Consider the following 14,217-nt stretch of genomic DNA (forward strand, 5'->3'; position numbering starts at 1 on the left):
GACATCGCCTGGTCTTAGGAGACTGGACAAAAGGAATACCCAAAAGAAGCCTCAGCAGCACTGCCAAGGCCCTTCCATTCACGGTATCTGTCCGCATTTTCCGCGGTTTCGCGCACAACATTATTGAAGCGGGTTTGCCAACAGGCTCAGCTCCGGATTGTTCTCCAGCGCTTCTCTGCAATAATCGCAGATCACTTTGACCGTTACGTCGCCGCTTAAATCATACGCTATTATATCTCTACGTTCTGCCGGGGTCAAGGAATGGAACCCCAGCTGGGCGTCGGTAACCAGGGACGAATCTATTTTTCCGAGCGGCGTGCGGCAGTGCCGGCAAATATAATTTATTGCCATCTATATGCCTCCTGAAAGTCGTTTATACTTCAGTATGCCCGAAAAAACGTTCGTTTAGCCCCCGGTTCCTGCCCCCGAGATCAACCGTTAAACTTGGCCATCGTTTGTTCAAAGGTATGGTTCAGACTGAACTCTGCGGCGTCGCAGGCTTGCTCAATCATCGTCTTCAGCAGCTCGTTCTCCTTTTTCGGAAAATTCGAGAGCACATAGTCGACAATCGCGTATCCCGGCTCGGGCCGGGAAATCCCCATCCGGATCCGGTCGAACACTTGCGTCCCCGTATGCTGGATGATCGATTTGATGCCGTTGTGGCCTCCGGCGCTGCCCTGATACCGCAGGCGGATTTTGCCGGTTGCCGTATCCATGTCGTCATAAACGACGATCATGTCCTCGAGCTTTGCCTTGTAATAATCCATATAGGCCCGCACCGCTTCTCCGGACAGGTTCATGTACGTCATAGGCTTGATAAGAACGACCTTGTCGGTTCCGATAAAGCCCTCGCCGATCAGCGCCTTGCATTTGCTTGGCCCAAACTTAATACCATGCCGCTCCGCCAGCGCATCCAGCATCATAAAACCGACGTTGTGGCGCGTTTTTTCATAATTGGATCCCGGATTCCCGAGTCCTACAATCCATTTCATTGCGTTATTCGATCCTCCAAACCGGCCGCTGCCGCTACGCCTGCTGTGCAAGTTAGCATTAGCACCAAATTTTGTTACAATAGAGTATAGGATGCTGCATCGCTTCTTGCCATGGCATCCATGATCACCATAAGAAGGTGGTACGGTTCATGACTGAATTCGGCCAATTGCTTACGCTGCACCGGCACTTTCAGCAGCACCAGATCCACGGCATTCCCGTTCAGGTTCTCCGGCAGGGCGTACACGTGGACATTGGAACGATTACCTCATTCACCAAGCACTTCGTTGAAATTCAAGGTACGCTCTACAACCGGAATTTGTATACGTTTGTGTCGACTCCCGGATATTAAAGAGCATGCGCGAGAAGGGTTATATTTCCTGGAGCCAGGAAACATAACCCTCTCTTTGCATATACCTTCCCTTGCCTTATTCGATTTCAAACAGCTTGCTGATGGACAATTCCTCATGCACACGGATGATGGCTTCACCCATCAACGGAGCTACCGACAGAACTTTGATCTTCTTGCTCGGCTCCGGATGCATAATCGGAATCGTATCCGTCACGATGACTTCACTGAGCGGAGAATTCTCCAGGCGTTCCATCGCCGGGCCGGAGAAGACGGGATGCGTACAGCAAGCATACACTTCCTTGACGCCGCCTTCCATCAGGGCATTGGCCCCAAGCACGATCGTGCCGGCCGTGTCGATAATGTCATCGATCAAAATGGCCGTTTTGCCTTCGATATGACCAATGATGTTCATGACTTCACTTACGTTCGGTTCCGGACGGCGTTTATCAATGATGGCCAGCGGGGCATTCAGGAAATCAGCCAGTTTTCTGGCACGAACCACACCACCGTGGTCAGGAGACACAACAACCGGATTCTCGATTTGCTTGGAACGGAAATACTGGGCCAGAATCGGCACCCCAAGCAGATGATCAACCGGAATGTCGAAGAAGCCTTGAATCTGCATCGCATGCAGGTCCATCGTGATGACACGGTGGGCACCCGCCTTCTCAATCAGATTCGCAACCAGCTTAGCGGTAATCGGGTCACGGGAACGGGCCTTACGGTCTTGACGCGCATACCCATAATAAGGGATTACGACGTTAATGCTCTTCGCAGAAGCACGCTTCAGCGCATCGACCATGATCAGCAGTTCCATGAGATTGTCATTTACCGGACCACATGTCGACTGCACGACATAAACGTGGCAGCCGCGAACGCTCTCCGATAATTTTACCTGAATCTCACCATCACTGAAGCTGGTCGTATGCGAATCCCCCATGGGGATGCCGATATAATCCGCAATTTGCTGTGCGAGCTTCGGATTGGAATTACATGTAAATATTTTTAACTTCGAATCACAATAAGTCATAGAATTAAAACCCTCCGTGCTGGTTCATTGAAATTCTGGCCTGCCTCCATGCCGCTTGAAACCATGTATCTCACACTCCCCGGTAAGACGGGGACGCTTTACGTTTAAACCTGCTGCTTGCTTTCCTTCTTGGCTTTGGCCTTGGAGCGAATTTTCTCGGCATACCCCGGTTTATTCTCCTGGCGTTTTCTGGCGATGGCCAGGTCATTTTCAGGAACCGATTGGGTAATCGTCGAGCCCGCTACTACGTAGGCTCCTTTGCCCACTTTCACCGGAGCCACCAGATTCACATTGCTGCCGATAAAAGCATCATCTTCAATTTCAGTCATAAACTTATTATACCCATCGTAGTTGACCGTTATCGCACCGCAGCCGACATTGACGTTCTTGCCTACCGTCGCGTCGCCGACATAGCTTAGATGCGAAACCTTGGAGCCGTTATCGATCGTTGCATTTTTCACTTCCACAAAATCGCCGATCTTGACGTCTTCCCCAAGCTTGGATTTCGGACGCAGATATGCATACGGGCCTACCGATGTTCTAGAACCCACTTCTGCCTGATCCAGCACCGAATGCTTGATCGTCACGCCATCGCCGATGACAGAATCGCTGATATCGCTCTGCGGGCCGATCACGCAATCTTCACCGATAACCGTTTTTCCCTTCAGTACCGTGCCGGGATAGATCACGGAGTCGGCTCCAATGGTCACGTCGGCACCGATATACGTTGAAGCGGGATCAATGATCGTGACGCCGTTCAGCATATGACGGATATTAATGCGTTCCCGCATTAATCCTTCAGCCTCTGAAAGTGCACGGCGGTCATTAACGCCGATCGACTCAGCGTAGTCGTCGGTCACATAGCCGAGAACGGTTTCTCCCTCGCCTACAAGAATCCCGATCACGTCCGTTAAATAATATTCCTGCTGGACGTTGTTGTTCGTTACCTTCTCCAAAGCGGCAAACAATTTCGCATTATCAAAAACATAAGTGCCTGTATTGATTTCACGAACCGCATCCTCTTCCGGCGTGCAGTCCTTCTGTTCAACGATACGTAGTACGCTTCCGTCCTCGCTGCGGATCACGCGCCCGTAACCCTGCGGCTGGTCCGTATAGGCAACCAGTACGGTGGCGGCAGCGTTGTTGCTTTCATGCAGCTGCGTCAGTCCCTGCAGTGTCTCGGCCGTGACCAGCGGAGTATCGCCGCAGATGACAATGGTTGAGCCTTCTTCCGAGCCCAGTAAAGCTTTGGCCTGCTTCACCGCATGGCCTGTACCAAGCTGCTGCTCCTGCAGCACGTATTCAGCGGCCTCACCCAGATAAGATTGGACAGCCTCTGCCCCGTGGCCAACGATGACAATGCTCCGTTCGCAGTTCACCTGTTTGACGGTATCCACCACGTGCCCAACCATCGGTTTGCCACAGACGGGATGAAGCACTTTGTATAGTTTGGATTTCATTCGTTTTCCCTGCCCTGCGGCAAGAACAATCGCCATTCTTTTCAAGGATCTTGACCTCCTACTCTAGAACTCGCTCAATACTGAATATATCGTATTATAAGCAAAAAGAAAAGAGAGCCATAGTCCTGGCTCTCCTTTCCTTGAACCCCAATTGTAAACTTAAGCGCCTTCCTCGATCACTTCTTCTTCACTGGCAGCGCGTTCATATTCCGCCAGGACGGCCGTTTGAATCTTCTCCCGGGTGCCGGAAGAGATTGGGTGGGCAATGTCGCGGAATTCTCCATCCGGAGTGCGTTTGCTCGGCATAGCAACGAACATTCCATTGTTTCCATCGATGACTCGAATGTCATGAACAACAAATTCGTTATCAATGGTAATGGATGCGATTGCTTTCATTCTCCCCTCGGAGTTAACGCGGCGGAGTCTGACATCCGTAATTTGCATGTGTGTGTTCACCACCTTTTTCCATCAGAGACTTGGTGTATAATTCCACACAGCATGCGCGAAATCCTCTTTTTTAAGTTAACAAAATGTCCTAAAATCAGGAATTTTTTTATAAGAATGTGAGTGTCGACAGACTTCGGAACTATTCGCCGATAAAATATTTTTATCGACAAAATCCGCAGGCCTCTTCAACGTTAAGACGGGTCAAAATAATTCCCCGGGCTCACAAATATTTCTTTCGTCTTTGGATCGACCGCCGTCAGTGTCGCCAGGGACACATAATCGTGCAGGAGCCGCTCCTCTGATTCCACCGCTCCCGACTCGACCAATACGCCTACGCCTGCGACTTCGGCATCAAATTCGGCCAGCAGATCTACCATGCCCTGGATGGTGCCGCCTGCCTTCATAAAATCGTCCACGATCAGGACGCGCGACTTTTCCTTCAGCGCCCGCCGCGAAAGGGACATCGTGTGGATGCTCTTATGCGATCCCGACACGTAATTGATGCTCACGGCAGATCCTTCCGTAACCTGGTGGTCCCGGCGCACGAGAACAACCGGCAGGTTCAGCTGGGCTCCGGTGGCATATGCCAGCGGAATCCCTTTGGTCTCCACGGTCATGACCACGTCGATGTCCTTGCCGGAAAATGCAGTGGCAAAAATCTTTCCCGCCTCGTTCATAAGAGAAGGCTGTCCCAGTAAATCGGACATGTACAAATACCCGCCGGGCAGAATCCGGTCCTTCTGCTGAAGCTGGGAACAAAGATCGTTCGCAAACACCAGCGCCTGCTCCTTCGGCATTTTCGGAATATATTTCACGCCTCCGGCGGCCCCAGCCAGCGTCAGCAGGTCCCCGATGCCTTCCTCCTCAAACACTTCCTTGATAATAACCAAATCTTCGCTGATCGAAGACTTGGCGGCTCCGTATCTATCGGCAAATGTGGTGAGCGGGATCAATGTATGCGGTCTGGACAAAAGATACTGCGTCATCTCCACCAAACGCGCGCTTCGCTTTAATTTTTTCACGAAATACTCCTCGCTATCGCTGTATTCATCGGAATCTAAAGCAAAATCACCCAGAAAATCCGAATATTATAGTAAGAATATATCATTTTTGTACGGATTTGTACAACATGGTTGGCGAAGTTAGGTCAATAGGCGCACCGCATACACTTCTTTGCAAAAGCCCCGCAGCCCGTTATAGATTCGTGCCACCTTCGATTCCTTGTACACCAGGCCGAATACGGTCGGCCCGCTGCCCGACATCAAAGCCCCGTCTGCGCCAAGACGCAGCATCCCTTCCTTCAGCTGCTGCACTTCCGGATGCAGCCTCAGCGTCACATCCTCCAGCACGTTCCCCAGGCGGGTGCATACGCCATGAAAGTCTCCCGCTTCGATCGCACGGATCATGCCTTGGGCCGATGGATGCTCCTTGACCTGCGCCGCTCTGAACTTGCCGTAGACCTCCGCGGTCGACACGTTAATCGGCGGTTTGGCCAAAATCACCCAGCACTGCAGCGGATTCGCCACAGGCGTCAGCTTTTCACCCCGCCCTGTCGCCAGAGCGGTACCTCCAGTCACGCAGAACGGAACGTCCGATCCGAGCTCCGCACCCAGCTTCTGCAGCTCCTCTATCGGAATGTTCAAATCCCACAACCGGTTCAGACCACGCAGAGTGGCGGCGGCGTCGCTGCTTCCTCCGGCCAGACCTGCTGCTACGGGGATCTTCTTATCCAGATGGATATGCACACCGCTCTTGACGTCGTACCGGTCCTTAATCAGCCTTGCGGCCTGAAACGCCAAATTCTTCTCATCCAACGGTATGTATCCCGCCTGGCTTGAAATAATAATCGTATCCCTGGGCAAAGCCGACATCTCCAGCCGGTCCGCCAGGTCGACCATCGTCATAACCATTTCCACCTCATGGTACCCGTCTGGCCGTTTATGTAATACATCCAGCATCAAATTGATTTTGGCCGGTGCTTTTTCGTAAATTTTCAAGGCGTTCACCCACCCTCAAGATTCCCTCTATCTGGATTGACACAAGCCGCTTCGAATCCTTGGGCTCAATCCGAAACCTGGAATGCACCTCAAGCATTTTTTCTCTTGGGCTCAATCCAGAAATCTGGAATGAACCTCAAGCATTTTTTTCTCTTGGGTTCAATCCAGAAATCTGGAATGAACCTCAAGCATTTTTTTCTCTTGGGTTCAATCCAGAAATCTGGAATGAACCTCAAGCATTTTTTTCTCTTGGGTTCAATCCAGAAATCTGCAACTTCAAATCATTATATCAAACTGAACCAGTCAAGTCATTTTCCGTTTACAGACAAAGGGCGGAGCGGACACAGCCTTTAATTCAAAAAACGGAGAACCTCCCGCTTGGGAGGCCTCCGCCGGTATTGCTGGTGTGAATCAGGATTTACGTGCGGCGGCCTGTTCGGCAAGCTGGATCGCTCTTTTTACCATGTTGCCCGCATCCTTGGCCTTAATACCTCCCCAGCCTTCCTGCTGGACAGTTTCGTAAAATCCCAAATCCTTAGCCAACTCATTCTTCAGCTCATCCGACATGACACTGCGGCGTCTGCGGCTCATGAACATCCTCCTTTGGTTCCATCGGAATTAGGCTGCTGCCATAAGTATTATCCCGCTCCCGGCCGCTCCTCATTCCATATCCCCCTGCCAACTAAAAACAGCCCTCCATCAGGAAGGCTGTTTTGTCATTAAAGTTACGCTTTCTCCAACTCGATCCGGGTGCCGGTATTATCATCGCAAATAATAACCTCCACGGATTCCGTAAGAATATCGGCATAGCTGTATGAAACACGTTTAAAGGTTTGATGCTCTTGATCCAATTTCACAATAAAAACAGATGGGTACGTTTCTTCCAAAACACCAGTACGCTCGACGGTCTTGCGACGACCACCGTTAGCCCGAAGCGAAATCTTCTGACCCACGTGAGCTTCGAGATTGCGTTTGATTTCCAACAGCGTATTTTTAGCCATTGTCGACGACCACCTCTTTCCTTGTCCATTATAACTCGAAAAGAGAGTTTTGTCAAATCAAAACAATAATTATATCAGCATCAATTTTATGTTGTCAACGAATTTTTTTGCGGAACCCCAGCTCATTTCTGCTTACACCCGGATAACAACAAAAAACCGCAATCCGCCGGCAGATTACGGTTCCTGCATTTCGTTATACTGTCAGGTCAAGAGCTTTGCATGGCATTTCCGGTCATGTTAAATGGCCGACGGCGTCACTTTAAGCTTGGTTAAGTCGTTCAGCCGGGGCAGGCCGATCCGGTAGCTCCCGCGGGTTTCAATGCCCCCGACGCCCTGCGTGCCGCTGATCGTATTGTGAAGCACATCCGTCATATTGATCGTATCTCTAACCGATGTAAACGACGCCTTGGCGGCAACATATACCGGATCCAGGGCATGAATCAAGATGCGCCCCGGGGAGCTGGCAAAGTTGGCTCCGGCCTGCAGCAGCGCCTCAAAGTGCGACTGGCATGCGCCGGCGATAATCGTCATCTGATCGTAATGGCGCTCAAACTGGCGCGCGACCTGAATCGCCCTGACGAAGTTTTGCGAGTTTTTATAGCTGTTCAAGCTGTACAAATCATGATTCTGGCGATGCTTCAGTACGCCGTCATGACCCGTGATCACCACAATATCCGGCCGGACCCGAGGCAGCAGCCGGTACAGGGCGTCCGCCATCCCGGCCTCATTCACATAATGGCCCTCGGCCGGAACCCGAAGCTGCTCATACAGGCTCAGGCTCTTTTTCAAATAATTCGGATCTCCATCCAGATGAAGCACCTTCCCGGGGACTTCGAAATAAGCCGGCTCAGCTGTTCCCCATTCCCCGCTTCCGCTCAAGGTGGCCTGATTCCGCTGGGTCTGCTCCTGACGGTGACGTTTCAATAAACTGAGCGACTCGTTTGCTCTAATATTTGCTTTCTCGGTTTTTTCGCTTACCGGCGCATAAGGAACCCTTACCAGATCATCGAGCGGAGAATCCGCCAGAAGTCTGAACTCTGTTCCCTTAATCACCGCTTCGTCCCTGCGCAAATCCTCGACGCGGAACGCGATATCGCCGCCGTAGGATCTGCGCACGACCAGGTCTCCAATATTCATGAACATCACCCCTACCCCATGGTATGGGCGAATCCCCCTATTGGTTCATCTTTTGTTTAATTTAAGCCGATGCCTTCCTTCCGCAGCAGGTTGCTTAGCACGGCATATTCCTCAATGCTGAGCGTCTCGCCGCGGCGGGACGGGTCGATTCCCGCTGCCTGCAGCAGCTGATCCAGACGCTCCCGTCCCTCATTGGGGAAGAAGCGGCTCTTCAGATTGTTTGATATCGTCTTCCGCCGCTGAGCGAACGATGCTTGTACCACCTCGAAGAAATGACGCTCATCGTCAACCACAACCGGCGGCTGTTCCCGCACGGCCAGACGGATCACGGCCGATTCAACGTTCGGCTGTGGAATGAATACCGTCTTCGGTACGATACACACCAGCTCCGGCACGCTGTAATACTGCACGGCAATGCTCAGGCTGCCGTAATCCTTCGTGCCCGGCCGGGCGGCCATCCGGTCCGCCACCTCCTTCTGGATCATCACGACGATGTTCTCCAGCGGGAGCCGCTCCTCCAGCAGCTTCATCAAGATCGGCGTCGTCACATAGTACGGAAGGTTAGCCACGACGCTGACTTTGGATACGCCGGCAAAATTGCTCTTAAACAACGCAGCAAGGTCCGTCTTCAGTACATCCCCATGATGTACCTTTACGCCGGGATATGGGGCGAGAACCTCCTCGAGGATCGGAATCAGCCTCTGGTCGATCTCAACCGCCGTGACGGCCCCTGCCTGCTGGGCCAGCTTTTCGGTCAGGGCGCCGATACCAGGACCGATCTCCAGGGCACCCTTGGTGGAATCGAGTCCGGCCGCGTCCACGATTTTATTTAAAATATTTTGGTCGATCAAAAAATTTTGCCCCAGGCTCTTCTTGAATGAAAAGCCGTGGCGCTGGATGATTTCTTTGGTTCGCCTTGGTGTGGCGATGTCGTCCATGCCGTTCACGTTGTCCGGCCTCCTTCATCTTCGATACGGGCAAGCGCATCCGCGAATTCTTCGCGGGATATTTGAAATATGGCGAGTCGCTTATAAAATTGCTTGCCGTTGCAGTAGCCGATACCGAGGAGGTTGCCCATCGCCATCCGCCGGGCGGCGGCATCCGGGTGCACCAGCAGCCCCGCCTCCATCAGGTCCTCCATGTCGATCTGGCTTTCCGCCCCCTCATAAGAGGTGTGAACCCGCTCCAAGGCTCTGCGGATCGCCGCAGGCGAGGCGTTCTCCACACCGATATCCCCCTTGCGGGTTGCATCGGCCTCCGGGATAAACGCATGCTTGCAGCCAGGCACCTTGGCCGAAATGATTTTGCGGATTCTTTCGCCGGCGTGATCCGGGTCCGTCAGCACAATGACCCCCCGCCGCTCCTGGGCCAGCGCAATCCGCTGGAGTATACGCGCATTGATGGCGGAGCCGCCCGTCTCGATCGTATCGGCATCCACCGCCCGCTTCACGGCCACGGTATCATCCCGGCCTTCCACCACAATGACTTCTTTAATCATGATTTCCTGTCTTCCTTTCGAGTACATTATACCCGTCAATGCCGCCGGACAGCCAAGTCCCTGCAAGTGGGCATAAACCGTGATGCCTGTTCAGGTACTTTGCGGGGTCCCGGTATAGACAAACTGCTGTAATTTAACAACAAAAAGAAGAGGAAAGCTCCTCTTCTTTAGCATGACATTTTCATGATCATAATACTATAACATTAGAATGGCAAAGTAAAACGAAATTAGTTCAGCTCCGGTTTGACCGGACCGATCACGTACACCTTAAGGCCGGATTTACGGCCAAAGTTGCGTGCCTGCTGGACGGAATCGTAGTATATATCGATTTTATTTCCCTTAATGGCTCCGCCTGTGTCTTCCGCACGACGGAAGCCAACGCCTTCAATGTAAACCCACCATCCCAAAGGAATGACGCTTGGATCAACCGCAATCGTGCGGCCTTCCGTGACACGTGTTCCTGTGGCGGTGCGTGTGCCGACTCCGGACTCGCCAGACGAATAAGCGGTCATGGAGACTTTGATCAGCTTCTTGTAGGAAAAGTCAACGCCGGCCTTGCTGAGCCGGTTGTTACTGCTGCTGCTGCTGACCTTCTTCACCTTGGCAGGGGTAGAAGAAGCTTTGGCAACGGCTGTTTTGACTTCGGTCACTACGGGAACAGGCTTTTTCTTCGTGCCGACGGCAATGACCTTATCCTTGGTCACCGTCTGCACTTTTTTGCCCACCATTTTCATGGACACCAGCTTGCCGTCTTTGTACTTCTTCTCGATGTACTGCACCATGACGCCAGGAGATCCCTGCTGAATCACCCGCGACTCGCCTTTGTAAATGCTGGGGTCGGAGGTTTTGACCACCCGGAAGGGGAGGGATTCATGACGCTGTACCACTTGTTTGTTCATCCGGACGATCCGGATGTCCGTGTTGGTGGAGACCGCCGTTTCGACAGCCGGAGTGACAATGTCTGTTTCCTTGACTTTGACGCCGGTTTCTTTCAGCACGTCGCCGACCGTTTTGGCCGTTGTATACAAATGCTTCGTTGCACCATCAGCCGTCACCTTCACAGGACTCGCGCGGTCGATCACGACCTTGTCGCCGTCGGATATAGCCCCGCTCAGCGGCATCGATATTTGGTCCTCGGGTTTCAGACTGATTTCCTGCTCATCCAGCATTTCTTGAAGTAAAGATGTATTGGTCTGTACAGATTTCATTTGACCGTCTACTACCAAATAAACTTGTTTTCGCGATTGACTGTACACGAGCAGCAAGATCATCAGGGTAACCGCGATTGAAACGATAGCTGCAGTGGAGATCTGGCGCAAATTCTCATGCTTCCATCGCAATGCGTAAGACATGCTGGAGATTTTTGAATCATGGGTCTTCTCTGGTTGGAAAACGCCCACTTTCTCGATCCTCCTTCATAGCCTCGCCGTCTAGAGTTATGCATGATTGTATTTGACGCGACTATACTCAATTTTTTACAAGAACCCACAGAAAGCATGCGTTCTTGCACCATGAACCAATCTCTCCATCATGATTTGTCACCTCCTGTTATACAACAGTATGATGACTGCCTCTCCTTTATTCAAAACAAAAGAAGCCGATAGAAAAGAGCTTACGAGGACTCTTTCGTGGCTTCCGGATGTCTGAATATCGGAATTGTCATGCACGAGGGTACCTCTCTTTATCCGCTTACGGGGTTAGCTGTCGGGTTCGGGCGAAAGAGAGCCGCCCTATTCGCGTCCTTACGCTCATGGCGTAAAGCCGTTCAATTCACCCCAGAGACCCAAAAAAGAAATCAAATACGCTTGCGAGCACGGGACCGCTTCCGGTCTATCATGACCCGCTCCAGTATTGGTTCCCCCGTTCTCCCATGCGGGAGACTCAGCGAGACTGGTTCATGAAGCTGCGAAGGTAAGACCTTAACGACAGCTCAATGATTCACTGAAAAGATGATATCCTGTTTTGATGCATGTTGTAAAGCGGTAATCAACCACGTTTATTTGAAAAAGTGGTTAAAAAAATGTAATATTCGGCGTTTTGTTTGTTAAAATTCTTTAATCATTCGCTCATGCTCATTTTTTCGGCTGTTTTTCTCCCGATTTCACACAATTCCAAATCGTTCCAGCCCATTTTGGGTGGTAATATGGGCAATTTCCTCCAGGTCAACCCCCTTAATCTGGGCTGCCGCTTCAGCGACCAGACGGACGTTTGCCGACTCGTTTCTCTTCCCTCGGAAGGGGTGCGGCGTGAGATAAGGAGAGTCCGTTTCGATGAGCAGCCTGTCCATCGGAACCTGAGCCAGGACCTCTTTGGGGACTCTGGCATTCTTGAACGTAATAGGTCCGCCAAACGAAAGATGGAAGCCCATATTCAGGCATAGCTTCGCGGTTTCCCAGCTCCCCGAGAACGAATGCATGACACCGCCGACCTCGCCGGCCTTCTCTTCCCGTAATATTTTCACAATATCCTCATGGGCGTCCCGGTTATGTATAACAATCGGCATGTTGAGCTCTCGGGCCAGTCCAATTTGCTGGCGGAGGACCCGGTGCTGCACGTCCTTTGGCGAGGTGTCCCAGTAGTAATCCAGACCAATTTCACCGATGGCCACCACCTTGGGGTGACTGCATAAGGATGCAATCCAATCCAGATCGCCTTCCTGCATAAAAACGGCGTCCTGCGGATGCCAGCCTATGGCCGCATATATAAAATCATACGTTTCCACCAGCTTCATCGTCGATGGAATCGTCTCCCGGTTAAAACCAACGTTGATCATCCGGGTTACACCGGCTTGTACGGCATTGTCAATGACCCGCTCCCGGTCCTCGTCGAATTGTTGCGCATCCAGATGGGTATGCGTGTCGAACAGTTCCATGAATTTGAACTCCTTTCTTGTCGGTACCACTGGTTCATTTTCGTACGGTATTTTGTCATTAAAGCTTGAAAATACGAGAAATCGAAGGAGAAAGATCGGTTATCGCCTTCTCCAGTTTATCTTCCGGATAATACAAGTGATATTTCCCGCGGTGAATGCCGCTGATGGAACGGACAATATCCGACACCTCGGATATTTCCCGCAGCTGCTCCTGGCGGTCGAGCAGCAGGATCTGTTTCTGGCTCGACTCGTCACCCGGACGAAATACATCGTAAGGAAGATCGGTCGGAAAATCAATCTCCAGATCATATTCCGGGTTCATTCCGGCTTGTCCAAACTCCCGGCGGATTTCATCGATCATTTCCAAATCGACGGAGTCCATTTCTACATATTTATACAGTTTGCGGTGCATAAATCGGGTGCACAGCTCGCTGAGTATGCGGTCGTCCTCATAGGACCACTGGAGGAAGGCCGTTTGAATCAGCGCCTCGTCCAGCTTCAGATAAGCCTGCACGTCCAGTTTGTCTTCAAAGAGCTGCGGCAGCGGCTCGACCATAAAGCCAAATGGATAACCATCGTGGTACAGCTCCTTGGCCCGCCGGAAAATTTGGCGCAAAATAATTTCTGAACTGCGGGTTACCGGATGGAAGTAGACCTGCCAGTACATCTGGTACCTGGACATTAAATAATCCTCCACGGCATGCATCCCGGACTCTTTGACCACCACTCTCCCCTGGTAAGGACGGAGCATCCGCAGAATACGGTCAATATCAATCGTACCGTAGTTCACCCCGGTGTAATAGGCATCCCGAAGCAGGTAATCCATCCGGTCGGCATCCAAGGGGCTCGAAACGAGGTTCACCACAATCGGTTTATTATAGGTCTTCGCGATGACGGCGGATACCTTGTCCGGGAAGTCCGGGGCAATCTCGCTCAAAATATCATTCACTTCCGTATCTCCGGTGACAATCCGGCGCGTCCAGTCTTCATGATTCATATGAAAGGCCTCTTCAATCGAATGGGAAAAGGGGCCGTGTCCCAGGTCGTGCAGCAGCGCCGCACACAGCGTCAGCAGCCTCTCTTCTTTTGGCCAATCCGGATATCCGCTGCGCTCAAATTGCGAAATAATCCGCCGTGTAATCTCATATACCCCTAAAGAATGGGAGAAACGGCTGTGCTCCGCTCCATGAAACGTCAGATACGAGGTTCCAAGCTGCCGGATCCGCCGCAAGCGCTGAAATTCGGTCGTATTAATAAGCCTCCAAATCGTGGAGTCCTGGACGTGAATATAATTGTGAACCGGATCTTTAAAGACTTTTTCCTCACTTAGTGGGTTCATGTTCAGGTCAACTCCATTCATTTTGTGAAATTCGGGTTGTTAAGTGTTTTAATTTTGAAATATTTTTGACAATTGATGTCGATACATGTCGAAA

16 protein-coding genes and 1 riboswitch are annotated in these 14,217 nt (G+C 51.5%); of the genes, 1 reads left to right on the forward strand and 15 read right to left on the reverse strand.

Translation table 11 applies throughout. The features are described from left to right. Positions 1 to 120: 120 nt before the first annotated feature. Both MKY74_RS03725 and pth read right to left on the reverse strand, forming a co-directional pair. A complete protein-coding gene (locus MKY74_RS03725) occupies positions 121 to 351 on the reverse strand; it encodes an anti-sigma-F factor Fin family protein (RefSeq protein ID WP_076176664.1) in 231 nt (76 codons plus the stop codon). An 80-nt stretch (positions 352 to 431) separates the two neighbouring features. Beyond that, positions 432 to 992, reverse strand: coding sequence for an aminoacyl-tRNA hydrolase (gene pth / locus MKY74_RS03730; RefSeq protein WP_076176663.1), 561 nt, complete (start codon positions 990 to 992; stop codon positions 432 to 434). Positions 993 to 1,141: 149 nt separating this feature from the next. Here pth and MKY74_RS03735 point away from each other — a divergent pair, with 149 nt between their 5' ends. Further along, positions 1,142 to 1,342, forward strand: coding sequence for a hypothetical protein (locus MKY74_RS03735; protein WP_076176662.1), 201 nt, complete (start codon positions 1,142 to 1,144; stop codon positions 1,340 to 1,342). A gap of 76 nt (positions 1,343 to 1,418) precedes the next feature. On the opposite strand, the gene MKY74_RS03740 is transcribed toward MKY74_RS03735, so the two are convergent. The 13 genes from MKY74_RS03740 to MKY74_RS03800 form a co-directional block, all read right to left on the reverse strand. Continuing rightward, on the reverse strand, positions 1,419 to 2,372 hold the full coding sequence (locus MKY74_RS03740) for a ribose-phosphate diphosphokinase (RefSeq protein WP_076176661.1): 954 nt from the start codon (positions 2,370 to 2,372) through the stop codon (positions 1,419 to 1,421). 104 nt (positions 2,373 to 2,476) lie between these two features. Beyond that, the gene (gene glmU, locus MKY74_RS03745; protein WP_163883102.1) at positions 2,477 to 3,868 is read right to left on the reverse strand and encodes a bifunctional UDP-N-acetylglucosamine diphosphorylase/glucosamine-1-phosphate N-acetyltransferase GlmU; all 1,392 of its coding nucleotides are present in this window, start codon (positions 3,866 to 3,868) and stop codon (positions 2,477 to 2,479) included. Positions 3,869 to 3,991: 123 nt separating this feature from the next. After that, complete coding sequence (gene spoVG / locus MKY74_RS03750; protein ID WP_076176659.1) at positions 3,992 to 4,276, reverse strand: septation regulator SpoVG; 285 nt, start codon at positions 4,274 to 4,276, stop codon at positions 3,992 to 3,994. A 194-nt stretch (positions 4,277 to 4,470) separates the two neighbouring features. Then, the gene (gene purR, locus MKY74_RS03755) at positions 4,471 to 5,301 is read right to left on the reverse strand and encodes a pur operon repressor (protein ID WP_076176658.1); all 831 of its coding nucleotides are present in this window, start codon (positions 5,299 to 5,301) and stop codon (positions 4,471 to 4,473) included. A gap of 120 nt (positions 5,302 to 5,421) precedes the next feature. Beyond that, positions 5,422 to 6,276, reverse strand: a complete 855-nt coding sequence (gene ispE, locus MKY74_RS03760) for a 4-(cytidine 5'-diphospho)-2-C-methyl-D-erythritol kinase (protein WP_076176657.1) — start codon at positions 6,274 to 6,276, stop codon at positions 5,422 to 5,424. Positions 6,277 to 6,687: 411 nt separating this feature from the next. Further along, positions 6,688 to 6,867, reverse strand: coding sequence for a small, acid-soluble spore protein, alpha/beta type (locus tag MKY74_RS03765; RefSeq protein WP_076176656.1), 180 nt, complete (start codon positions 6,865 to 6,867; stop codon positions 6,688 to 6,690). A 134-nt stretch (positions 6,868 to 7,001) separates the two neighbouring features. Then, positions 7,002 to 7,277: a biofilm formation stimulator Veg gene (gene veg, locus MKY74_RS03770; RefSeq protein WP_076176655.1), complete on the reverse strand. Its 276-nt coding sequence runs from the start codon at positions 7,275 to 7,277 to the stop codon at positions 7,002 to 7,004. Positions 7,278 to 7,514: 237 nt separating this feature from the next. Then, a complete protein-coding gene (yabG, locus tag MKY74_RS03775; RefSeq protein ID WP_076176699.1) occupies positions 7,515 to 8,414 on the reverse strand; it encodes a sporulation peptidase YabG in 900 nt (299 codons plus the stop codon). Between the two features lie 56 nt (positions 8,415 to 8,470). Then, positions 8,471 to 9,361 carry a 16S rRNA (adenine(1518)-N(6)/adenine(1519)-N(6))-dimethyltransferase RsmA gene (gene rsmA / locus MKY74_RS03780; RefSeq protein WP_076176654.1) on the reverse strand — a complete coding sequence of 297 codons (891 nt, stop codon included), beginning with the start codon at positions 9,359 to 9,361 and terminating at the stop codon, positions 8,471 to 8,473. Continuing rightward, positions 9,358 to 9,912, reverse strand: coding sequence for a ribonuclease M5 (gene rnmV, locus MKY74_RS03785; protein WP_076176653.1), 555 nt, complete (start codon positions 9,910 to 9,912; stop codon positions 9,358 to 9,360). The genes rsmA and rnmV overlap by 4 nt, the downstream gene beginning before the upstream one ends. Positions 9,913 to 10,139: 227 nt before the next feature. After that, positions 10,140 to 11,312 (reverse strand): 3D domain-containing protein, encoded by a 1,173-nt coding sequence (locus tag MKY74_RS03790; RefSeq protein ID WP_076176652.1) that lies wholly within the window; start codon positions 11,310 to 11,312, stop codon positions 10,140 to 10,142. 270 nt (positions 11,313 to 11,582) lie between these two features. Beyond that, positions 11,583 to 11,809: riboswitch (cyclic di-AMP (ydaO/yuaA leader) on the reverse strand. Between the two features lie 204 nt (positions 11,810 to 12,013). Further along, the gene (locus MKY74_RS03795; protein WP_076176651.1) at positions 12,014 to 12,784 is read right to left on the reverse strand and encodes a TatD family hydrolase; all 771 of its coding nucleotides are present in this window, start codon (positions 12,782 to 12,784) and stop codon (positions 12,014 to 12,016) included. Between the two features lie 58 nt (positions 12,785 to 12,842). After that, positions 12,843 to 14,123, reverse strand: coding sequence for an HD domain-containing protein (locus tag MKY74_RS03800; protein ID WP_076176650.1), 1,281 nt, complete (start codon positions 14,121 to 14,123; stop codon positions 12,843 to 12,845). Positions 14,124 to 14,217: the final 94 nt, after the last annotated feature.

The sequence above is a fragment of the Paenibacillus sp. FSL R5-0378 genome, assembly GCF_038009285.1.
In the GTDB taxonomy this organism is placed as follows: Bacteria; Bacillota; Bacilli; order Paenibacillales; family Paenibacillaceae; genus Paenibacillus_AQ; species Paenibacillus_AQ favisporus.

Coding starts and splice junctions, on each gene's coding strand:
- MKY74_RS03795 (WP_076176651.1), bottom strand. CDS start 12,784: ATGGAACTGTTCGACACGCATACCCATCTGGATGCGCAACAATTCGAC.
- yabG (WP_076176699.1), bottom strand. CDS start 8,414: ATGAATATTGGAGACCTGGTCGTGCGCAGATCCTACGGCGGCGATATC.
- MKY74_RS03800 (WP_076176650.1), bottom strand. CDS start 14,123: ATGAACCCACTAAGTGAGGAAAAAGTCTTTAAAGATCCGGTTCACAAT.
- spoVG (WP_076176659.1), bottom strand. CDS start 4,276: ATGCAAATTACGGATGTCAGACTCCGCCGCGTTAACTCCGAGGGGAGA.
- veg (WP_076176655.1), bottom strand. CDS start 7,277: ATGGCTAAAAATACGCTGTTGGAAATCAAACGCAATCTCGAAGCTCAC.
- pth (WP_076176663.1), bottom strand. CDS start 992: ATGAAATGGATTGTAGGACTCGGGAATCCGGGATCCAATTATGAAAAA.
- MKY74_RS03740 (WP_076176661.1), bottom strand. CDS start 2,372: ATGACTTATTGTGATTCGAAGTTAAAAATATTTACATGTAATTCCAAT.
- MKY74_RS03735 (WP_076176662.1), top strand. CDS start 1,142: ATGACTGAATTCGGCCAATTGCTTACGCTGCACCGGCACTTTCAGCAG.
- rnmV (WP_076176653.1), bottom strand. CDS start 9,912: ATGATTAAAGAAGTCATTGTGGTGGAAGGCCGGGATGATACCGTGGCC.
- MKY74_RS03765 (WP_076176656.1), bottom strand. CDS start 6,867: ATGAGCCGCAGACGCCGCAGTGTCATGTCGGATGAGCTGAAGAATGAG.
- MKY74_RS03725 (WP_076176664.1), bottom strand. CDS start 351: ATGGCAATAAATTATATTTGCCGGCACTGCCGCACGCCGCTCGGAAAA.
- glmU (WP_163883102.1), bottom strand. CDS start 3,868: ATGGCGATTGTTCTTGCCGCAGGGCAGGGAAAACGAATGAAATCCAAA.